The sequence below is a fragment of the Geodermatophilus sp. SYSU D00525 genome, from assembly GCF_054050475.1.
On sequence record NZ_JBJGZK010000039.1, the window covers coordinates 23,438 to 39,582 of the forward strand.

Sequence of the window (16,145 nt, forward strand, 5' to 3'; positions counted from 1 at the left end):
GCTGTGACGACCGTCGCAGGCGGCGGCTCAGGCGGCGGCTCAGGCGGCGACCGGCTGCTCGATGACCGCCTTCAGCAGCGAGTGCAGGTGCTCGAGCAGCGCGACGTCGCGCAGCGGGGTGCGCCGGTCGGGGCCGACCGGGACCTTGAGCGACACCGTCTGGACGGCGGTCTTGTACGTGGCGCCGTCGGCCAGCCGGGCCAGCCGCATCTGCTGCGACTCCCGCAGCGGCACCGGCGAGACCCGGATCGCGCGGCCCTGCAGCGACACCTCGGTGATGCCCAGCTGCCGCATCGCCGCGCGGAAGCGGGCGACGGCGAGCAGGTTGAGCACCGGCGCCGGCGGGGCGCCGTACCGGTCGGTGAGCTCGTCGAGCACGGCCTGCGCCTGGTCGTCGTCCTGCACCGAGGCGACCTTGCGGTAGGCCTCCATGCGCAGCCGCTCGCCGGGCACGTAGTCGTGCGGCAGGTGCGCGTCGACCGGCAGGTCCACCCGCACCTCGAGCGGCTCGGCCGGCGCCTCCTCGCCGCTGACCTGGGCCTTGTAGTCGGCGACCGCCTCGCCGACCAGCCGCACGTAGAGGTCGAAGCCGACCCCGGCGATGTGCCCGGACTGCTCGCCGCCGAGCAGGTTGCCCGCGCCGCGGATCTCGAGGTCCTTCATCGCCACGGCCATGCCGGCGCCGAGGTCGGTGTTGTGCGCGATCGTCGTCAGCCGGTCGACCGAGGTCTCGGTCAGCGGCCGCGAGGGGTCGTAGGTGAAGTAGGCGTAGGCGCGCTCGCGGCCGCGGCCGACGCGGCCCCGGATCTGGTGCAGCTGGGAGAGGCCGAAGGTGTCGGCGCGGTCGACGATCAGGGTGTTGGCGTTGGGGATGTCCAGGCCGGACTCGACGATCGTCGTCGCGACCAGGACGTCGTACTCCTTCTCCCAGAAGCCGACCATGATCCGCTCGAGCTCGTGCTCCTTCATCTGGCCGTGGCCGACGGCCACGCGGGCCTCGGGTACCAGCCGGCGGATCTTCGCCGCGGCCTTGTCGATCGACTGCACCCGGTTGTGGATGACGAAGACCTGGCCGTCGCGCAGCAGCTCGCGGCGGATGGCGGCGGCCATCTGCTTGTCGTCCCAGGCGCCGACGTAGGTGAGCACCGGGTGCCGCTCCTCCGGCGGCGTGAGGATGGTCGACATCTCGCGGATGCCGGTCAGGCTCATCTCCAGCGTGCGCGGGATCGGGGTGGCCGACATCGACAGGACGTCGACCGCCGTCCGCATCGTCTTCAGGTACTCCTTGTGCTCGACACCGAAGCGCTGCTCCTCGTCGACGACGACCAGCCCGAGGTCCTTGAACCGGGTGGTCGGCTGCAGCAGCCGGTGGGTGCCGACCAGCACGTCGACCTCCCCCCGCGCCAGCTCCTCGAGGACCTGCCGCGACTCGGCGTCGGACTGGAACCGCGAGAGCACCTTCACGGTGACCGGGAACTGGGCCATCCGCTCGGAGAACGTCTTGAAGTGCTGGTTGGCCAGCAGCGTCGTCGGCACCAGGACGGCGACCTGCTTGCCGTCCTGCATGGCCTTGAACGCGGCGCGGACGGCGATCTCGGTCTTCCCGTAGCCGACGTCGCCGCAGATGATCCGGTCCATCGGGACCGGGTTCTGCATGTCCGCCTTGACCTCGTCGATCGCGGCGAGCTGGTCGGGGGTCTCCTGGAACGGGAAGGCGTCCTCGAGCTCGCGCTGCCAGACGGTGTCGGGGCCGAAGGCGTGCCCCGTCGTCGCCATCCGGGCGGAGTACAGCCGGATCAGCTCGGCGGCGATCTGCTTGACCGCCCGGCGGGCCTGCCCCTTGGTCTTGGCCCAGTCCGCGCCGCCGAGCTTGGACAGCGCCGGCTGCTCCCCGCCGACGTAGCGGGTGAGCTGGTCGAGGGAGTCGGTGGGCACGAACAGCCGGTCCGGCGGCTGGTTCCGCTTGCTCGGCGCGTACTCGACGATCAGGTAGTCGCGCTGGCCGCCGTGCACGGTGCGGCTGACCATCTCGACGTAGCGGCCGATGCCGTGCTGCTCGTGGACGACGAGGTCGCCGGGCTGCAGCTGCACCAGGTCGACGGCGTTGCGGCGGCGCGCGGGCATCTTCACCGCGTCGCGCATGGTGGTGCCGCGCTGGCCGGTGAGGTCGTGCTCGGTGACCAGCGCCAGCCCCACGCCGGGCAGCGCGAAGCCGGACTCCAGGTTGCCCTGGGTGATCGAGGTCAGGCTCGCCTCGGGCGCGGACTCGAGGCCGGGCACCAGCCGCACGCCGAGATCGGCGGCGCCGAACTGGTCGGCGGCACGCTGGGCCGGGCCGGGGCCGGCGAAGGTGACCACGACCCGCCAGCCGTCGCGGGTCCAGTCGCGGATGGTCCCGACGGCGCGGTCGAGGTCGCCGGAGAACCGCTCGACGGTGCTCGCCTGCAGGGTCACCGACGACTCGTCGTCGACGTCGAGCGTGAACGCGCCGGTGGTCCACCAGGGCAGGCCGCGGCCGCGGGCGGCGGTCTCGACGTCGGCCAGCTCGCGGAACGACGACGCGCCCAGGTCCAGCGGCGCCTCGCCGGCCTCGGCGGCGGTGGCCCAGGACGCGGCGAGGAACTCCTCGGCGGTGCGCACCAGGTCCGCGGCGCGGCTGCGGACCCGCTCGGGGTCGGCGACCAGCACGTGCGTGCCGGGGGGCAGGAGGTCGGTGAGCAGCTGCATGGCCCCGCCCTGCTGGTCACCCGCCCCACCGACCCCGACGAGCGCGGGCGTCAGCGACTCCATCCCCTCGACGGCGATGCCCTCGGCGAGCTTGCCGAGCATCTCGGCCAGCCCCGGGTGCTCGGCCGCCAGCTCGGCGGCGCGGGCGCGGACGGCGTCGGTGAGCAGCAGCTCGCGGCACGGCGGGGCCCACAGCCGCTCGGGGCGCTCGTCGAGGGAACGCTGGTCGGCGGCGGAGAAGTAGCGCAGCTCGTCGACCTCGTCGCCCCAGAACTCCACGCGCACCGGGTGCGGCTCGGTGGGCGGGAAGACGTCGAGCAGGCCGCCGCGGACGGCGAACTCGCCGCGCTTCTCGACCAGCTCCACGCGGGTGTAGGCGGCGTCGGCCAGGGCGCGGGCGACGTCGTCGAGCTCGGCGGTGTCCCCGGCCTCCAGCTCCACCGGCACGAGGTCGCCGAGGCCGGGGGCCAGCGGCTGCAGCACGCTGCGCACCGGGGCGACCAGCACGTCGATCCCGGTCTCGCCGGGGTGGGTCAGCTCGCGCAGCACGGCCAGCCGGCGGCCGACGGTGTCCGCCCGCGGGGACAGCCGCTCGTGCGGCAGCGTCTCCCAGGACGGGAAGGTCTCGACGCGCCGGTCGGGCAGGAAGCAGCGCAGCAGGTCCGCGGCGGCGTCGGCGTCCCGCTCGCCGGCGGTGACCAGCAGGACCGGGACGCCGGCGCCGGGCTCCCGCGCGGCCAGGGCGGCGGCCACCAGCGGCTGCACCGGCGGCGGCGCGGTCACGGCGAGCTCGGCGGACCCGGCCGCGGCCACCACGCGCGCGACGCCGGGATCGGTGAGGACGACGTCGAGCACGCCGCGCAGGCTCACGGGGACTTCCTCCGGGATCGGTCGGCCCGCAGACGTGCCGCCGAGTGCGGCGCCGGGCCCCTGCCCAGGCTAGTCCGCCGCGGGGACACCTGCCCGGGCCGGACCGGGAGCGGCGACCGGCCGGGCGGCGGCGGGCCGGTGCGCGTGCATGCCCGTCAGCCGCCGGTCCAGCAGCGCCGACAGCAGGCGCTGGCGGGTCCCCGGGCCGAGGTCGAGCGCGTTGGCGCCGGCCACCTCCGGCCACGCGAGCGGCGCGAAGGTCGTCGTCATCTCCTGCGCGCCCCCGGACGTCCCCGCCGCCTGGATGGCCAGCGTCAGCTCCGTGAGGTGCAGGGTGAAGTCGTGCGGCGGCACGGATGCCCCGCCGGTGGCGATGCCCCGCGCCAGCTCGCTGATCCCCAGCACCTTGTCCTGCTGGCCGAGCTCGTACCGCCGCCACCGGCGCAGTGCCTCCCGCGGGGACGGCAGGCGGCGTCCGCGGCCGGCGTCCGCGGCCCCCTCCCGGCCGGCGAGCGTGACCAGCCCCAGCCGCGACCCGCCGACCCCGAGCAGCCACTGCAGGACCGAGTTGGTCCGGACGGAGATCGACTTGCGGGCGTTCAGCGTGACCGGCGTGAAGTGCTCCAGCCGGACCGGGCAGCGGTAGTTCCGGTAGGTGTCGGCGCTGAGCACGCCGCGGTTGCCGATGATCCGCATGCGGTGGTCCAGCGGCGCCGCGATCGAGCAGGTCAGCCGCCCGACCACCCCGCTGGCGAAGTCGAGGGCCGCCACCGAGAAGTCCGGCGTGTCCGCGGGCTCCAGCGGCTCGTCGGTCTTGTCGGGCACCACGCGCTTGGAGAAGGCCGTCACGGACCGGACCGGGCCGAACAGCGCGCACATCCAGGCGAGGTGGTAGGCGGCGTGCTCCCAGGTGCACCCCGCCTCGTACTCGTGCCGGTAGGGCCAGGGCGCCCCCGTCGCCGAGCGCCAGGTCTCGGGCTGCATCAGGTAGATCGGGTTGTCGTCGAACTCCGCGTAGACCAGCCGCACGTCCCCCACGGCGCCCCGGCCGACCGCGGTCCGCAGGGTCTGCACGGTGTCCGACAGCGGGTTCGACGGCGCGCACGCCAGCCGCAGCCCCCGGCGCTCGGCCAGGTCGACGAGCTCGCGGGCCCGCTCCAGGCTGGTCGTCAGCGGCTTCTCGGAGTAGACGTGCTTGCCCGCCTCCAGCGCCGCCCGCGTCACCTCGTCGTGGCTCGGGATGGACGTGAGGTTGACGACGATGTCGACCGTGGGGTCGGCGACGGCCTCGTCGGTGCCGGCGTAGAGCCGCAGTCCGTAGTGCGCGGCGACGGTCTCCGCGCGCGCCCGGTCGACGTCGGTGACCCCGGCGATCTCGAGCTCGGGATGCCTCGGCCAGGTGGCCATGTAGTGGTCGAACACGTAACCGCAGCCGACGATGGCGACCCTCATGCGACTCCTTCACGACTCGTGCGTCCCGTCCTCAGCCGGTCCATGAGCTCGACGACGTGGACGCTCTCGGACAGCGGCATCAGGGGGTGCTCCAGGAGCCCCTCCCCGATGGCCGACACCACCGCCTCGGCCTCGTGCGTGTAGCCGTTGGCCGTGTACGGGCGCGTCACCGCCCGGCCCCGCCGGCCCAGCGCGCGGCCCAGGGGGGCGGTGCGCTGCGCCACCTGGTGGAGGACGTGGCTGTCCTGCCACCCCGCGGGCAGGCGCCGGGCGCCGGACCGCGGTCCGGGGTACGGCGTGACCCGCAGCGAGGAGGGCCGGAAGAGGGGGCCCGCGACGTCGATGCGCCCGGCGGTCCCGAGGACCGTCATGTCGTTCGGCAGGCCGGTGACCAGGCTGGCGTACCACTGCGACACCGCGCCGCCGCGGTGCCGCGCGCCGGCCACGACGTCCTCGTCGACGCCGCTGGGGCCCGGCCGCGTCAGACCGCTGATCTCGGTCACCTCGCCGAGGAGGTGGCAGGCGAGCGACAGGGGGTAGACGCCCCGCTGGAGCAGGGCGCCGCCACCCCGGCGCGGGTCGCGGTTGCTCGACGACGGCGACGGGTCGGGGGCGGCGAAGCTGCCCCGGAACGCCCGCGGCTCACCGATCTCCCCGGCCGCGACGATGCGCCGGACCTCACCCAGCAGCGGCACGAAGCGCGTCCACATCGCCTCCATCGCGAACACCCGGTGCTCGCGAGCGGCGTCGGCGATGCGGCGGGCCGAGGCGGCGTCGGTGCTGAACGGCTTCTCGACCAGCACCGGGATGCCCGCGCGCAGGCACATCAGCGCGTGCTCCTCGTGCACCGGCGCCGGGGTCGCGACGTAGACCGCGTCGACGTCGCCGGCCCGGACGATCCCGGCGTAGGTGTCGGGGCGCGCACCCACGCTCCCCGCGAAGGCGGCGGCCCGTGCCGGGTCGCGGGAGGCGACCCGGCCGACGCGCGTGGGGGTGCTGCTGCCGCGCAGCCCGGCGACGAACCGGTGGGCGACGTCTCCCGTCCCGAACACGCCCCACGTGAAGGCGCCGGACGGATCCGTCATCGTCTGCCCACACCTCCGGGTCGCACGGCCGAGCGGAACGACATCGTCGGGCACGTGGGGAGCCCTGCCAAGGGCTTGGACGACGGCCTCCAGGGGACGGGTCCGCTCAGGAGGTGAGCGCGGGAGCGGCAGCGCCGGTCTCGAGCGCGTGCAGCGCCCGGCGCAGCGCCGTGCTCGAGGTGTGCATCGTGTACGGGAAGTAGTGCACCGTCGCACCGACCGTGGCGAGGTCGCGCTCCAGCCGCTCGCCCTTGGGCGTCCCCCGCCAGTCGTCGCCCTTGAACAGGACGTCGAAGCGGACCGCCCGCCACGCCTCGAGCTTGTCCGGCACGACCTCGGCGTGGACGTCGTCGACGAAGCGGAGGCTGCGGACGATCTCCATCCGCTCGGCCAGGGGCACCACGGGCAGCCGGCCCTTGGTCTCCAGCAGCACCTCGTCGGCGACGACGCCGGCCACCAGCCGGTCGCAGTGCGCGGCCGCGCGGCGGAGCACGTTGAGGTGCCCGACGTGGAACAGGTCGTAGGCGCCTGGCGCGTAGCCGATGACGGTCATGACTCCCCCAGGACGGCGACCGATGTCCCCGGCAGTCGATCAGGTCCGGTCACTCTGCGTCGTCCTCCGGACGGGTGGACCCGCCTCGGTTACGCCCGTTCGACGGACCCGGATGACGGTGCGTGACCACGGACGGGGGACCCCCCGACGGCACGCACCAGCCGGTCCACGGCGTCGCGGACGACGTCCAGGCACCCGGCGTAGGCCGCGGCGTCGCGGCGGTAGGGGTCGGGGACGTCGACGCCGGCCCGGGGGGGGGGGGGGGGGGGGGGGGGGGGGGGGGGGGGGGGGGGGGGGGGGGGGGGGCGGGGGGGGGGGCGGGGGGCGGGGGCGGCGGCGCCCCCCCCGCCCCCCCCCCCCCCCCCCCCCCCCCCCCCCCCCCCCCCCCCCCCCGCGGCGGCCAGCCGCGGCAGCGCCCCGAGGCGGGCGCCCGGCCCGGCGGGGACGTCGGCCGGCCACCCAGCGGCGGCGACCGCCTCGGCGACGTCGGCGGCCTCGGTCAGCAGCAGGGTGCGCCGCAGGGCGGCCGGGACCGCGGTCACGACGGCCGAGCGGTGCTCGCGTGCCGCGGCGAGGACCAGGTCGGCCCGTCGCAGGTCCTCCGGCCGGAGGTCGCGGGCCACGAACCCGTCGGGGTCGACCCCGCCGTGGCGGAGCAGCTCCGCCATGGGCTCGTGCACGGGCCGGCCGGCGAGGGCGCACGTCCCCGCGCTGGTCACGGTGACGCCGGCACCCCGCAGGGCGGCGGCGAGCAGCAGCTGCGCCGCCGGTGACCGGCACACGTTGCCGGTGCAGACCACCAGCACGGACGTTCGGGACCCGGTCCCGTCCGTGGTCACCGCGCCGCGGGGACGGCGCCCACGCGTGGACCCGCGGAGGGCGCCGGTACGGGACCGTCGGGCTCCCCGAGCTGCTCGTACCCGTAGACGTCGGTGCGCGACCGCCGGACGTGGGTGAGCACCACCCCGACCACCCGGGCGTCGACCCGGCCCAGGAGGTCGAGTGCCTGGCGCAGCACGCCCCGGCGGGTGCGGGAGGCGTCGGCGACCACGAGGGTGCGTGCCGCTCCCCGGGCGAGGACGGCCGCGTCGGTGACCGGCAGCAGGGGCGCGGTGTCCACGACGACGACGTCGTGCCCGGCACCGAGCCGCTCCAGCACCTCGGTCATGGCCGGGGAGGCGAGCAGCTCGCTGGGGTTGGGCGGCAGGGCTCCGGCGGTGAGCACGTCGAGTCCCGTGGTGCCGTAGGGCTGCAGGACGTCCTCGACGTCGGCGTGGCCGATCAGGGCCGTCGTCAGGCCCACCGCGCCCTCGAGGTCGAAGGTCGTGGCCACGGAGGGCCGCCGCAGGTCGGCGTCGACGAGCGCGACCCGCGAGCCGGCCTCGGCCAGGGTGAGGGCGAGGTTCGCCGCGACGGTCGACTTCCCCTCCGCCGGCCGCGAGGACGTGACGAGCAGGGTCAGCGGCTGACCGGGCCGCGCGGCGAACTGCACCGCCGTGCGCAGCGATCGGAAGGCCTCGGCGGGCGCGCTGCGCGGCGCGGTCGCGACGACGAGCTCGCGTCCCTCGTCCCCACCCGGGTTGTCGAGGGAGACCAGCAGCGGCAGGTCGGTGACGCGGGCGAGGTCCTCGGCGGTGCGCACGCGGGTGTCGGCGAGGTCGCGGACGAGTGCCGCGGCGACGCCGAGCACCAACCCGGCGAGCAGCCCGACGGCGAGGTCCAGCGTGGTCCGCGGCGCAGCCGGGCTGCCCGGCGGGGTGGCGGGCGTGACGGTCGTGGCCTGCACGGTGGGCTGTCCCTCGGCGTTCACCGGTGCCAGCTCCCCGACCGTGGTGACCAGCTGGTCGGTCACGGCGTTGGCGAGCTCCGCGGCGCCCTCGGGCGTCGCGTCGTCGACGCTGACCTCGAGGACGACGGTGTCCGGGACCACCTCGGTGGAGACGCGTGCGGCCAGCTGCCGGGCGGTCGTGTCGAGGTCGAGCTCGTCGACGACCGGCTCGAGCACCGCGGGCGTGGTCGCGAGGACGGCGTAGGAGACCACCTGGTCCTGGGCGAACACCGATCCCTGCGCGAGGTCGTTGGCGGAGTTCCCGAAGCGCAGGGAGAAGAAGACGCTGCTGGTGGCGCGGTAGCTGGCCGCCGTGGTCATCGAGACCAGCGCCGCGAGGAGCAGGCCGGCCAGGGTGGCCGCGACCACCCACCGCCACCGGCGCCGCAGCATCTGCAGGTACTCGTGCAGGCTCATGCCTCTCCCCTCGTGCGTGCGTGGCTGTGTGCCGGTCCGGCCATCGCCGCCGGACCGGTCGCCGGTGCCGGCCGCGGACCAGGTCGACCGGGAACGCCGCTGTCCGGGGGACGGTAGGTCGGGAGCCGCGCCCACCGGCTCCCGTGCCAGGCGGGCGTGACCCCATGAGGTGAGGTGCCCGCCACCCCGGCGGGCGGCCTGCCCCTTCCGGGTGGAGGCGACCGCCGGGTGCCCCGGTACGCCCGGCGAGCGCACGCAGACTGTCGCGGTGATCACGGGAGGAACCGGAGCGGCCGCCACCGCGGTCGGCGGGCGCCGCTCCCCCGTCCCCTGGTGCACCCGGCCCGGCCCCGTGCTGGTCGCCGTCCTCGGCGTGTGGACCGCCGTCCCGACCCTGGTCGCTCCGCCCAAGCTGACCTGGGCCCTGACCGCGGCCCTCCTCGCCCTCGTGGCCAACGCGCTGTGGTGGCACGCCCGGGCTGTCGGTCCGAGCGCACCGGTCGTGCTGCTCGCGGTCGTGCTCACCTGCGGTGTCCTGTCCTCCGTCCACCACGGGTCCCTGCTCTCCCTGACGGTCAGCGCCGCGACGGCGCTGCTGGTCGTGGGGTGCGCCTCGCTGGCCGCCCACTGCGACGCCGATGACGTCCGGCCGCTGGTCCGCGGGGTGGTGGTGGTCGCCCTCGCGCAGACGGCGGTGGCTCTCGCCGTCCTGCTGCTCGGGCTCCCGGCGCCGTGGGAGCAGCCGGGCGACACCGGCACCAACCCCCTCCTCCCCGGCCTCGGGGAGCGGCTGTCCGGGACGATGGCCCACCCCCTCCCCTTCGCCGCGCTCGCGGCCGTGGCAGCGGCGCTCTGTGCGACGCGGCTGTCCGCCTGGCCCCCGGCGGTGCGGATCGCGGCGGCCGCCGGGTGCTGCACCGGGGTGGCCCTGTCCGGCAGCCGCAGTGCCGTGCTGGCGCTGTGCGCGGCGGTGGTCGTCACGGTGCTGCTGCCGGGTGTCGCGCGGATCGGTCCGGTCGCGCGCACCGTCGCCGTCCTGGTACTCGTCGCCGCGGCGCTGCGCGTCGACGCCTCGCGGCTGACCGTCGTGTCCAGCCTGCAGGGCACCGGCTCGCTCACCCACCGGCTGGCGGCCTGGGAGGCCGCCGGCCGGCTCTCCGGACGACCGGCCGCCGAGGTGCTGTTCGGCAGCGGAGCCGGGTCCCTGCCGGACTTGTTCCGCGCGGGCTTCCTGCAGCTCGACGGCTTCTTCGCCGTCGACAACCAGCTCGTGGCCACCTACGCAGTCGCGGGCCTGACCGGCGTCCTGGCGCTCGTCATCGCCGTCGCGGCCGGCCTGTGGCGCGGTGACCGGGCCAGCCGGCCCGCCGCCCTCCTGTTGGTGCTGATGTTCGGTTCCTTCGACGTCCTCGAGTGGACGGCGACCACCGTGCTCGTGGCCGTGCTCGTGTGCCTCGGCACCGGCCGGCGGCCGGGCGACGACGCGGTCGCACCGGGACCGGCCCCCGACCCGACGAGGTGTACGTGACCGACGACCGCAACGACCCGCGCACCGTCATCGCGGTGCTCACCTACCGGCGCACCGAGCGCCTCCCGCGGCTGCTCGGCCGGCTGCGCGAGCAGGCCCACCGCGTCTCTCCGCCGGCCGAGGTGGTCGTCGTCGACAACGATCCGGACGCCGGTGCCGCCGAGGTGGTCCTCGGGTGGCGCGACCACGGCGTCCGGTACGTGCACGAGCCCCGCCCGGGCATCTCCGCGGCTCGCAACCGCGCCCTGGCCGAGGCGGGCACGGCCGACCTGCTCGTGTTCCTCGACGACGACGAGCTTCCCGGCCCGAGCTGGCTGACGTCCCTCGTGGACGCCTGGTCGGCCTGGCGGTGCGCCGCCGTCGCCGGGCCGGTGCCCGCCCGGCCCCTCGGCCCCGTGGACGCGTGGGTGGCCGGCTCCGGCGCCTTCGACCGGGTCCGCCGCCGCACCGGCACGGTGGTCCCAGGAGCCGGCGCGGGCAACCTGCTGCTCGACCTGCACCAGGTCCGGGCGCTCGGCCTCGCCTTCGACGAGCGGTTCGGCCTCACCGGCGGCGAGGACACGCTCCTGACCCACCAGCTGGTCCGCGCCGGCGCCGAGATCCGCTGGTGCGACGAGGCCGAGGCGGTCGAGGACGTCCCCGCCGAACGCCTCACACGCTCGTGGGTGCTGCGGCGTTGCCTCCGCTCCGGCAGCTCGTGGAGCCGCGCCGAGGTGCACGTGGCCGGGTCGGCACGCGCCCGGCTGCGGGTGCGCGCCCTGGTCGTCGCCCGGGCCGCCGTCCGGGTCGCGGCGGCGACCCTGTCCCTGGCCGCTGCACGGCTGCGCCGCGACGTGGGTGCCCGCGCCCGGGCGGAGTCGGCCATCGCCAGTCAGGCCGGCGCGGTGGTGGGCGCCTTCGGGCACGTCCGGGAGGAGTACGCACGCCGGCCGGCCGACGCCGCCACCAGGAAGGGAGGGCCGCGGCATGCCCTCGCCGGCTGAGACGGCGGCCGCCCCGGCCGGGCTGGGGCGCACGGCCGCCCGGGGGGCGGGCGTCACGCTGGCCGTCCAGGTCGCCCGCATCCTCGTCCAGATGGCCTCCGTGGTGGTGCTCGCCCGGTTGCTCGCCCCGCGGGACTACGGCCTGTTCGCCGTCGGGCTCGTGGTCGTCGGACTCGGTGAGGTCGTGCGCGACCTCGGGCTCACCATGGCCGCCGTCCGCGCGCCGCAGCTGACCACCGCCCAGCGGGACGGCCTCTTCTGGATCAACACGGGTGCCGGCGCCCTGCTCGCGCTGGCGGCGGTGGTCTCCTCGGGCGGCATCGCAGCGGCCTTCGGCGAGCCGGAGGTCGAGACGGTCGTCCGGCTGCTCGCGGTCACGTTCGTGCTCAACGGCCTGTGCGCCCAGTACCGGGCCGGTCTCACCCGGGACCTGCGGTTCGGGACCGTGGCCGTCGGCGACCTCGTCGCGCAGGTCACGGGACTCGGGGCCGCGGTCACGGCCGCCGCGGCCGGGACGGGCTACTGGGCCCTCGTCGTGCAGCAGCTCGTCCAGGGTGCCGTCACCCTGCTCTGGGCGGTCACCGCCGCGCGCTGGCGCCCCGGACCGCCGCGCCGCGGCGTGGGCCTGCGCCCGTTCCTGCGCTTCGGCGGCGGGGTGGCCGCCACCCAGGTCGTGCACCACCTGAGCCAGAACCTCGACAACCTGGTGCTCGGGCTGCGTGCTGGCCCCGTGGACCTGGGGGTCTACAGCCGCGGGTTCCAGGTGTTGATGACCCCGCTCAACCAGCTGCGGTCCCCGGCCACCTCCGTCGCCGTCCCGGTGCTCGCCCGGTTGCAGGACGACCTGCCCCGCGCGTCGGACTTCCTGCGCCGCGGACAGCTCGCTCTCGGGTACCCGCTGGTCGCCCTGATGGCGCTGACGGCGGGCACCGCCGTTCCCCTGGTCGACCTCCTGCTCGGGGACCGCTGGCACCGCGTCGCGCCGGTGCTGGCACTGCTCGCCGTGGCCGGGGGCGCCCAGACGCTGGCCATGGTCGGGTCCTGGGTCTACCTGTCCCGCGGGCTGTCCGCCGCCCTGCTGCGCTACACCCTGGGCACCCTGGCGCTGAAGGCCGCGTGCATCGGGATCGGCAGCACCTCCGGTGTGGTGGGCGTGGCCGCCGGTTACGCGTCGGCGGCTCTGCTCGAGTGGCCTCTGTCACTGTGGTGGCTGTCCCGGATCACGGTGCTGCCCGCCCGCTCCCTGCTCGGCGGCGCCCTGCGGATCGCCGTCTGCGGTGCCGCGGCCGGGCTGGCCGCGTCCGCGGCGGTGCACCTGGCGGCGGCGTGGCCCACGTTCGGGCAGGTGGTGGCGGGGTCGCTCGCCGTTCTGGCGGCCTACGGCCTCACCGCGCTGGTGCCGGCGGTCCGCGACGACCTGGCCGTGGTGCTGACCTGGGGCAGGCAGATGGTGTCCCGCGGCCGCTGAGCCGCCGCCGGCCCCTCAGGCGGCGGAGGAGGACCGGCCGCGGGGACGCGGGCCGCGCCCCGGCGCCCACCCCAGGTGCCAGCGGCGTCCGCCGCGTGCGTACTCCTGGTAGACGACGCCCAGCGCGGCGGCGGCCATGCCGGCACCCCGCAGGAGCGCGCGCAGGCCGCGCGCCCGGTGCCGCGCGGAGCCGGTGAGCGCACCGGCGGACCAGCGCGCCGCGCCGCCGGCCACCCGCGCAGCTCCGCCCGCCAGGCCGCGGGCGCGCAGCCGCAGGCGGGCGGCCGCGCCCCCGGTCAGCCGCAGGTCGGTGAGCAGCGCGGTGTTGCCGTGGCTCCAGGCCCGCGCCAGGACCCAGCGGCGCGTCAGCCGCTCGGCCGGGACCTGGTCGACGACGACCGCCTCGTCGCACCACACCAGGCGGCGGCCGGCCCGTGACAGCGACCGGCTGAACAGCGTGTCCTCGCCCCCACCGAGGCCGAGGGCCGCCTCGAAGCGCAGTCCCGCCTCGCGCACCTGGTCGAGGTCGAGCAGCAGGTTGTTCGTCGCCGCGACGTCGACGGCGCTGCCGGTGGGCAGGCTGCGGCGGACGAAGAAGCCGCCGGCGAGGATCCACGGGTCCACCGGTCCGCGGTAGTCGGCGAGCACTCGTCCCGTGACCGCGGCGGCCCCGGTCCGCTCCCAGGTGTCCAGGAGCCGCGCCAGCCAGTCGGGGTGCGGTCGCTCGTCGTCGTCGATGAAGGCCAGGAGCCGGGAGCCGGCGGCCTCGTCGAGGGCCCGGTTGCGGACCGCCGCGATGCCCGGCGTCGGCTCGGCGGCGTACCGGAGCCCGGCGGACGGGACGACCAGCGGGCGTGCGCCGGCGTCCGGGTCGTTGTCGACGACGAGCACCTCGACGGCGTGCCGTCCCGCCGCGGTGACCTCCGCCGCCTGCTCCGCCAGCATCGGCAGGAGCTCGCGCAGGTGCGCGGGACGGCGGTAGGTGGGCACGGCGACCGTCACGCGCACCGGCCCGGCCGGCGTCGTCCGGTCCGCCGTGGACTGTGTGGCGGTCACGCCCGCGATCCCATCACCGCGGGTCTCCCGGGCGCCTCACCCTCGGGGGCGGGACGAGGCGCCGAAGGCCGGCACGACGGCCTCCGCCAGCCGTGCGCGGTAGGCCGCGGGAGCGTGCCGCCGAGCGGCTTCCTCCGCGTCGGCCAGGGCCGCCGCGCGCACCCGCGGCCAGTCGGCCACGAGCTGCTCGACGGCGCCCGCCCAGTCCGCCGGTCGCGCGGCGTCGAGTGCCCGGACGGCGGTGTAGCCCGCGGCGGCCTCCCGCAGGCCGCTGCTGTCGCTGACCAGCAGCGGCCGGGCGGCCAGGACCGCCTCCACCGCGGTGTTGCCGAAGGGCTCGTCGACGACCGAGGGCACGAGCACGACGTCGGAGGCGGCGACCACGTCCCAGATGTCGGGGCGGAAGCCGAGGAGGTCGACCCGGTCGGTGAGGCCGGCGTCCGCGACGCTCGCGCGCAGTTCCTCCTCGAACCACTCGTAGCCCTCGAACACCGAGCCGAGCAGGCCGAGCCGCGCGTCGACCCCCCGGGCGACGAGCTCCCGGAGGGCGGCGACGGCGACCTGCGGCCCCTTGCGCGGGGACAGCCGGCCGACGAACAGCAGCCGTACCGGCCCGTCGAGCCGTTCCCGCGCAGGAACCACCGCGCGCGGCCCGCGGACGGCGTTGTAGACGATCTCGGACCGACCGGTCAGCCCCGGTGCGACCTCGGTGAGCACCTCGAGACTGAACCGGCTGTTGACGACGACGCGGTCGGCCAGCGCGGGCGCCAGCGCGGTCACGTGCCGCAGCAGCCGGGCGGCGCCCCGCTCGGCCTCGTGCACGTGACAGACGACGGGCCGGCCGGTCAGCCGGGCGAGGACCACCCAGGACGGGATGGTCACCGTGTTGACGTAGACGCCGTCCCGGCCCGCGCGCAGCACGAGCCGCAGGGCCGGGAACAGGCCACGCACGGCGTCGCCGAGCAGCCGCCCCGCCCCCCGCGGCCGCAGGGCGGCCTTGCGCAGCACCGGCACCGGGCAGACGACGACGCGCACGCCGCGCGCGGTCAGCTCGTCGACCAGCGGCCCGTGACCCGGGACGGCGACTGTCACGTCGTGGCCGTCGGCGAGGCCCTCGACGCTCTCGAGCAGCACGCGGTCGGAGCCGTAGAGCTCGGCGCCGGGGTGCGCGACGAGGACCCGCGGACGCGGAGTCCGCCGTCGCGGGCGGAGGCCCACCAGGGCAGTCAGTGCGATGCCCAGCCCCGCGGCCGTCCCGCGCAGCACCTCCCAGGCCGGGCGCGGCGAGTGCAGGAGCTGGCGTCGGCCACCGCGCAGCAGGATCTCCCAGCTCACGGCCGGGGTGCGCGCGATCCACCGCAGCAGATCGGCGCGGGACAGGTGGGCCGCCCCGAAGGCCAGCCGGTTGCGCGTGTTGTAGCGGTAGTACAGGGGGGACTTCGCCCGGCCCCGCCGTCCCTGCGTGCCGCCCTCGTCGTGCACGGCCACCAGGTCCTCGCGGACCCGCAGCCGGCCACCCACGGCGAGCACCCGGTGACTGAGGTCGACGTCCTCCCAGTAGAGGAAGTACTCCTCGTCCAGGCCGCCGGTCCGGTCGACCAGCTCGGCCGACAGCACCACGCAGGCGCCGGTGAGCCACTCCTCGACCGGTCCGGTCGAGGCGGCGCGTCCACCTCGGGCGCCGGTGCGCCCGTCCTGCAGTCCGAGGGTGGAGCCGGCGAAGACGGTGCGCCCGGTGGAGTCGACGATCCGCGGCGCGAGCATGGTCCGCGGCTCGGCCAGACTGGCCCGCCGGAGCTCGTCGAGGACGTCCGGGCCGATGGAGGCGTCCGGGTTCAGCAGGCAGAAGGAGACGCAGCCGAGTTCGCGGGCCCGGGCGATGCCGGCGTTGCTCGCGACGCCGAAGCCGCGGTTGTCCGGCAGCGCCACCAGGTCCCAGCCCCGCTCCGCGGCGAGGGACCCCACCGCGGCCCGCTCGGCCGGGGTGCTGGCGTTGTCGACGACGACCACCCGCACCTCCGGTCCGAGCACGCGGGCGTCGGCGAGGTTGCGGCGCAGCAGGTCGCTGGACCCGTAGTTCACGACGACGACTCCCAGCACGCCGCGGACCGTAGCCCGGCCGTCGCCGGTCGGCCGACGTCCGCCGCCGGTCGCTCCCCCCGATGAGGGGGGAGCGAC

Annotated in this window: 11 protein-coding genes; 3 read left to right on the top strand and 8 right to left on the bottom strand. The window is 76.3% G+C overall.

Going from position 1 to position 16,145, the window contains the following annotated elements; translation table 11 throughout:
• Positions 1–39: 39 nt before the first annotated feature.
• From mfd to ACI796_RS21855, 6 genes are all read right to left on the bottom strand, one after another.
• On the bottom strand, positions 40–3,597 hold the full coding sequence (gene mfd, locus ACI796_RS21830) for a transcription-repair coupling factor (protein WP_456943314.1): 3,558 nt from the start codon (positions 3,595–3,597) through the stop codon (positions 40–42).
• A gap of 69 nt (positions 3,598–3,666) precedes the next feature.
• Positions 3,667–5,049, bottom strand: coding sequence for a Gfo/Idh/MocA family protein (locus tag ACI796_RS21835; protein ID WP_456943315.1), 1,383 nt, complete (start codon positions 5,047–5,049; stop codon positions 3,667–3,669).
• Entirely contained in the window at positions 5,046–6,134 is a 1,089-nt protein-coding gene (locus ACI796_RS21840) for a Gfo/Idh/MocA family oxidoreductase (RefSeq protein WP_456943316.1), read from the bottom strand. The genes ACI796_RS21835 and ACI796_RS21840 overlap by 4 nt, the downstream gene beginning before the upstream one ends.
• Positions 6,135–6,240: 106 nt before the next feature.
• Entirely contained in the window at positions 6,241–6,687 is a 447-nt protein-coding gene (locus tag ACI796_RS21845) for an adenylyltransferase/cytidyltransferase family protein (protein ID WP_456943317.1), read from the bottom strand.
• Between the two features lie 89 nt (positions 6,688–6,776).
• Positions 6,777–7,526: an arsenate reductase/protein-tyrosine-phosphatase family protein gene (locus ACI796_RS21850; protein WP_456943318.1), complete on the bottom strand. Its 750-nt coding sequence runs from the start codon at positions 7,524–7,526 to the stop codon at positions 6,777–6,779.
• The gene (locus ACI796_RS21855) at positions 7,523–8,932 is read right to left on the bottom strand and encodes a polysaccharide biosynthesis tyrosine autokinase (RefSeq protein ID WP_456943319.1); all 1,410 of its coding nucleotides are present in this window, start codon (positions 8,930–8,932) and stop codon (positions 7,523–7,525) included. Before ACI796_RS21855 ends, ACI796_RS21850 begins: the two co-directional genes overlap by 4 nt.
• Positions 8,933–9,200: 268 nt before the next feature.
• Here ACI796_RS21855 and ACI796_RS21860 point away from each other — a divergent pair, with 268 nt between their 5' ends.
• Genes ACI796_RS21860 through ACI796_RS21870 form a run of 3 tightly spaced genes read left to right on the top strand, consistent with a single transcriptional unit; the run spans position 9,201 to position 12,911 of the window.
• The gene (locus ACI796_RS21860; protein WP_456943320.1) at positions 9,201–10,460 is read left to right on the top strand and encodes a hypothetical protein; all 1,260 of its coding nucleotides are present in this window, start codon (positions 9,201–9,203) and stop codon (positions 10,458–10,460) included.
• Entirely contained in the window at positions 10,457–11,443 is a 987-nt protein-coding gene (locus ACI796_RS21865) for a glycosyltransferase family 2 protein (RefSeq protein WP_456943321.1), read from the top strand. The genes ACI796_RS21860 and ACI796_RS21865 overlap by 4 nt, the downstream gene beginning before the upstream one ends.
• Complete coding sequence (locus ACI796_RS21870) at positions 11,427–12,911, top strand: lipopolysaccharide biosynthesis protein (protein WP_456943322.1); 1,485 nt, start codon at positions 11,427–11,429, stop codon at positions 12,909–12,911. Before ACI796_RS21865 ends, ACI796_RS21870 begins: the two co-directional genes overlap by 17 nt.
• A gap of 15 nt (positions 12,912–12,926) precedes the next feature.
• Here ACI796_RS21870 and ACI796_RS21875 read toward each other — a convergent pair whose 3' ends face one another.
• Positions 12,927–13,967: a glycosyltransferase family 2 protein gene (locus ACI796_RS21875; protein ID WP_456943323.1), complete on the bottom strand. Its 1,041-nt coding sequence runs from the start codon at positions 13,965–13,967 to the stop codon at positions 12,927–12,929.
• A gap of 36 nt (positions 13,968–14,003) precedes the next feature.
• A complete protein-coding gene (locus ACI796_RS21880; protein ID WP_456943324.1) occupies positions 14,004–16,067 on the bottom strand; it encodes a glycosyltransferase in 2,064 nt (687 codons plus the stop codon).
• Between the last annotated feature and the right edge of the window lie 78 nt (positions 16,068–16,145).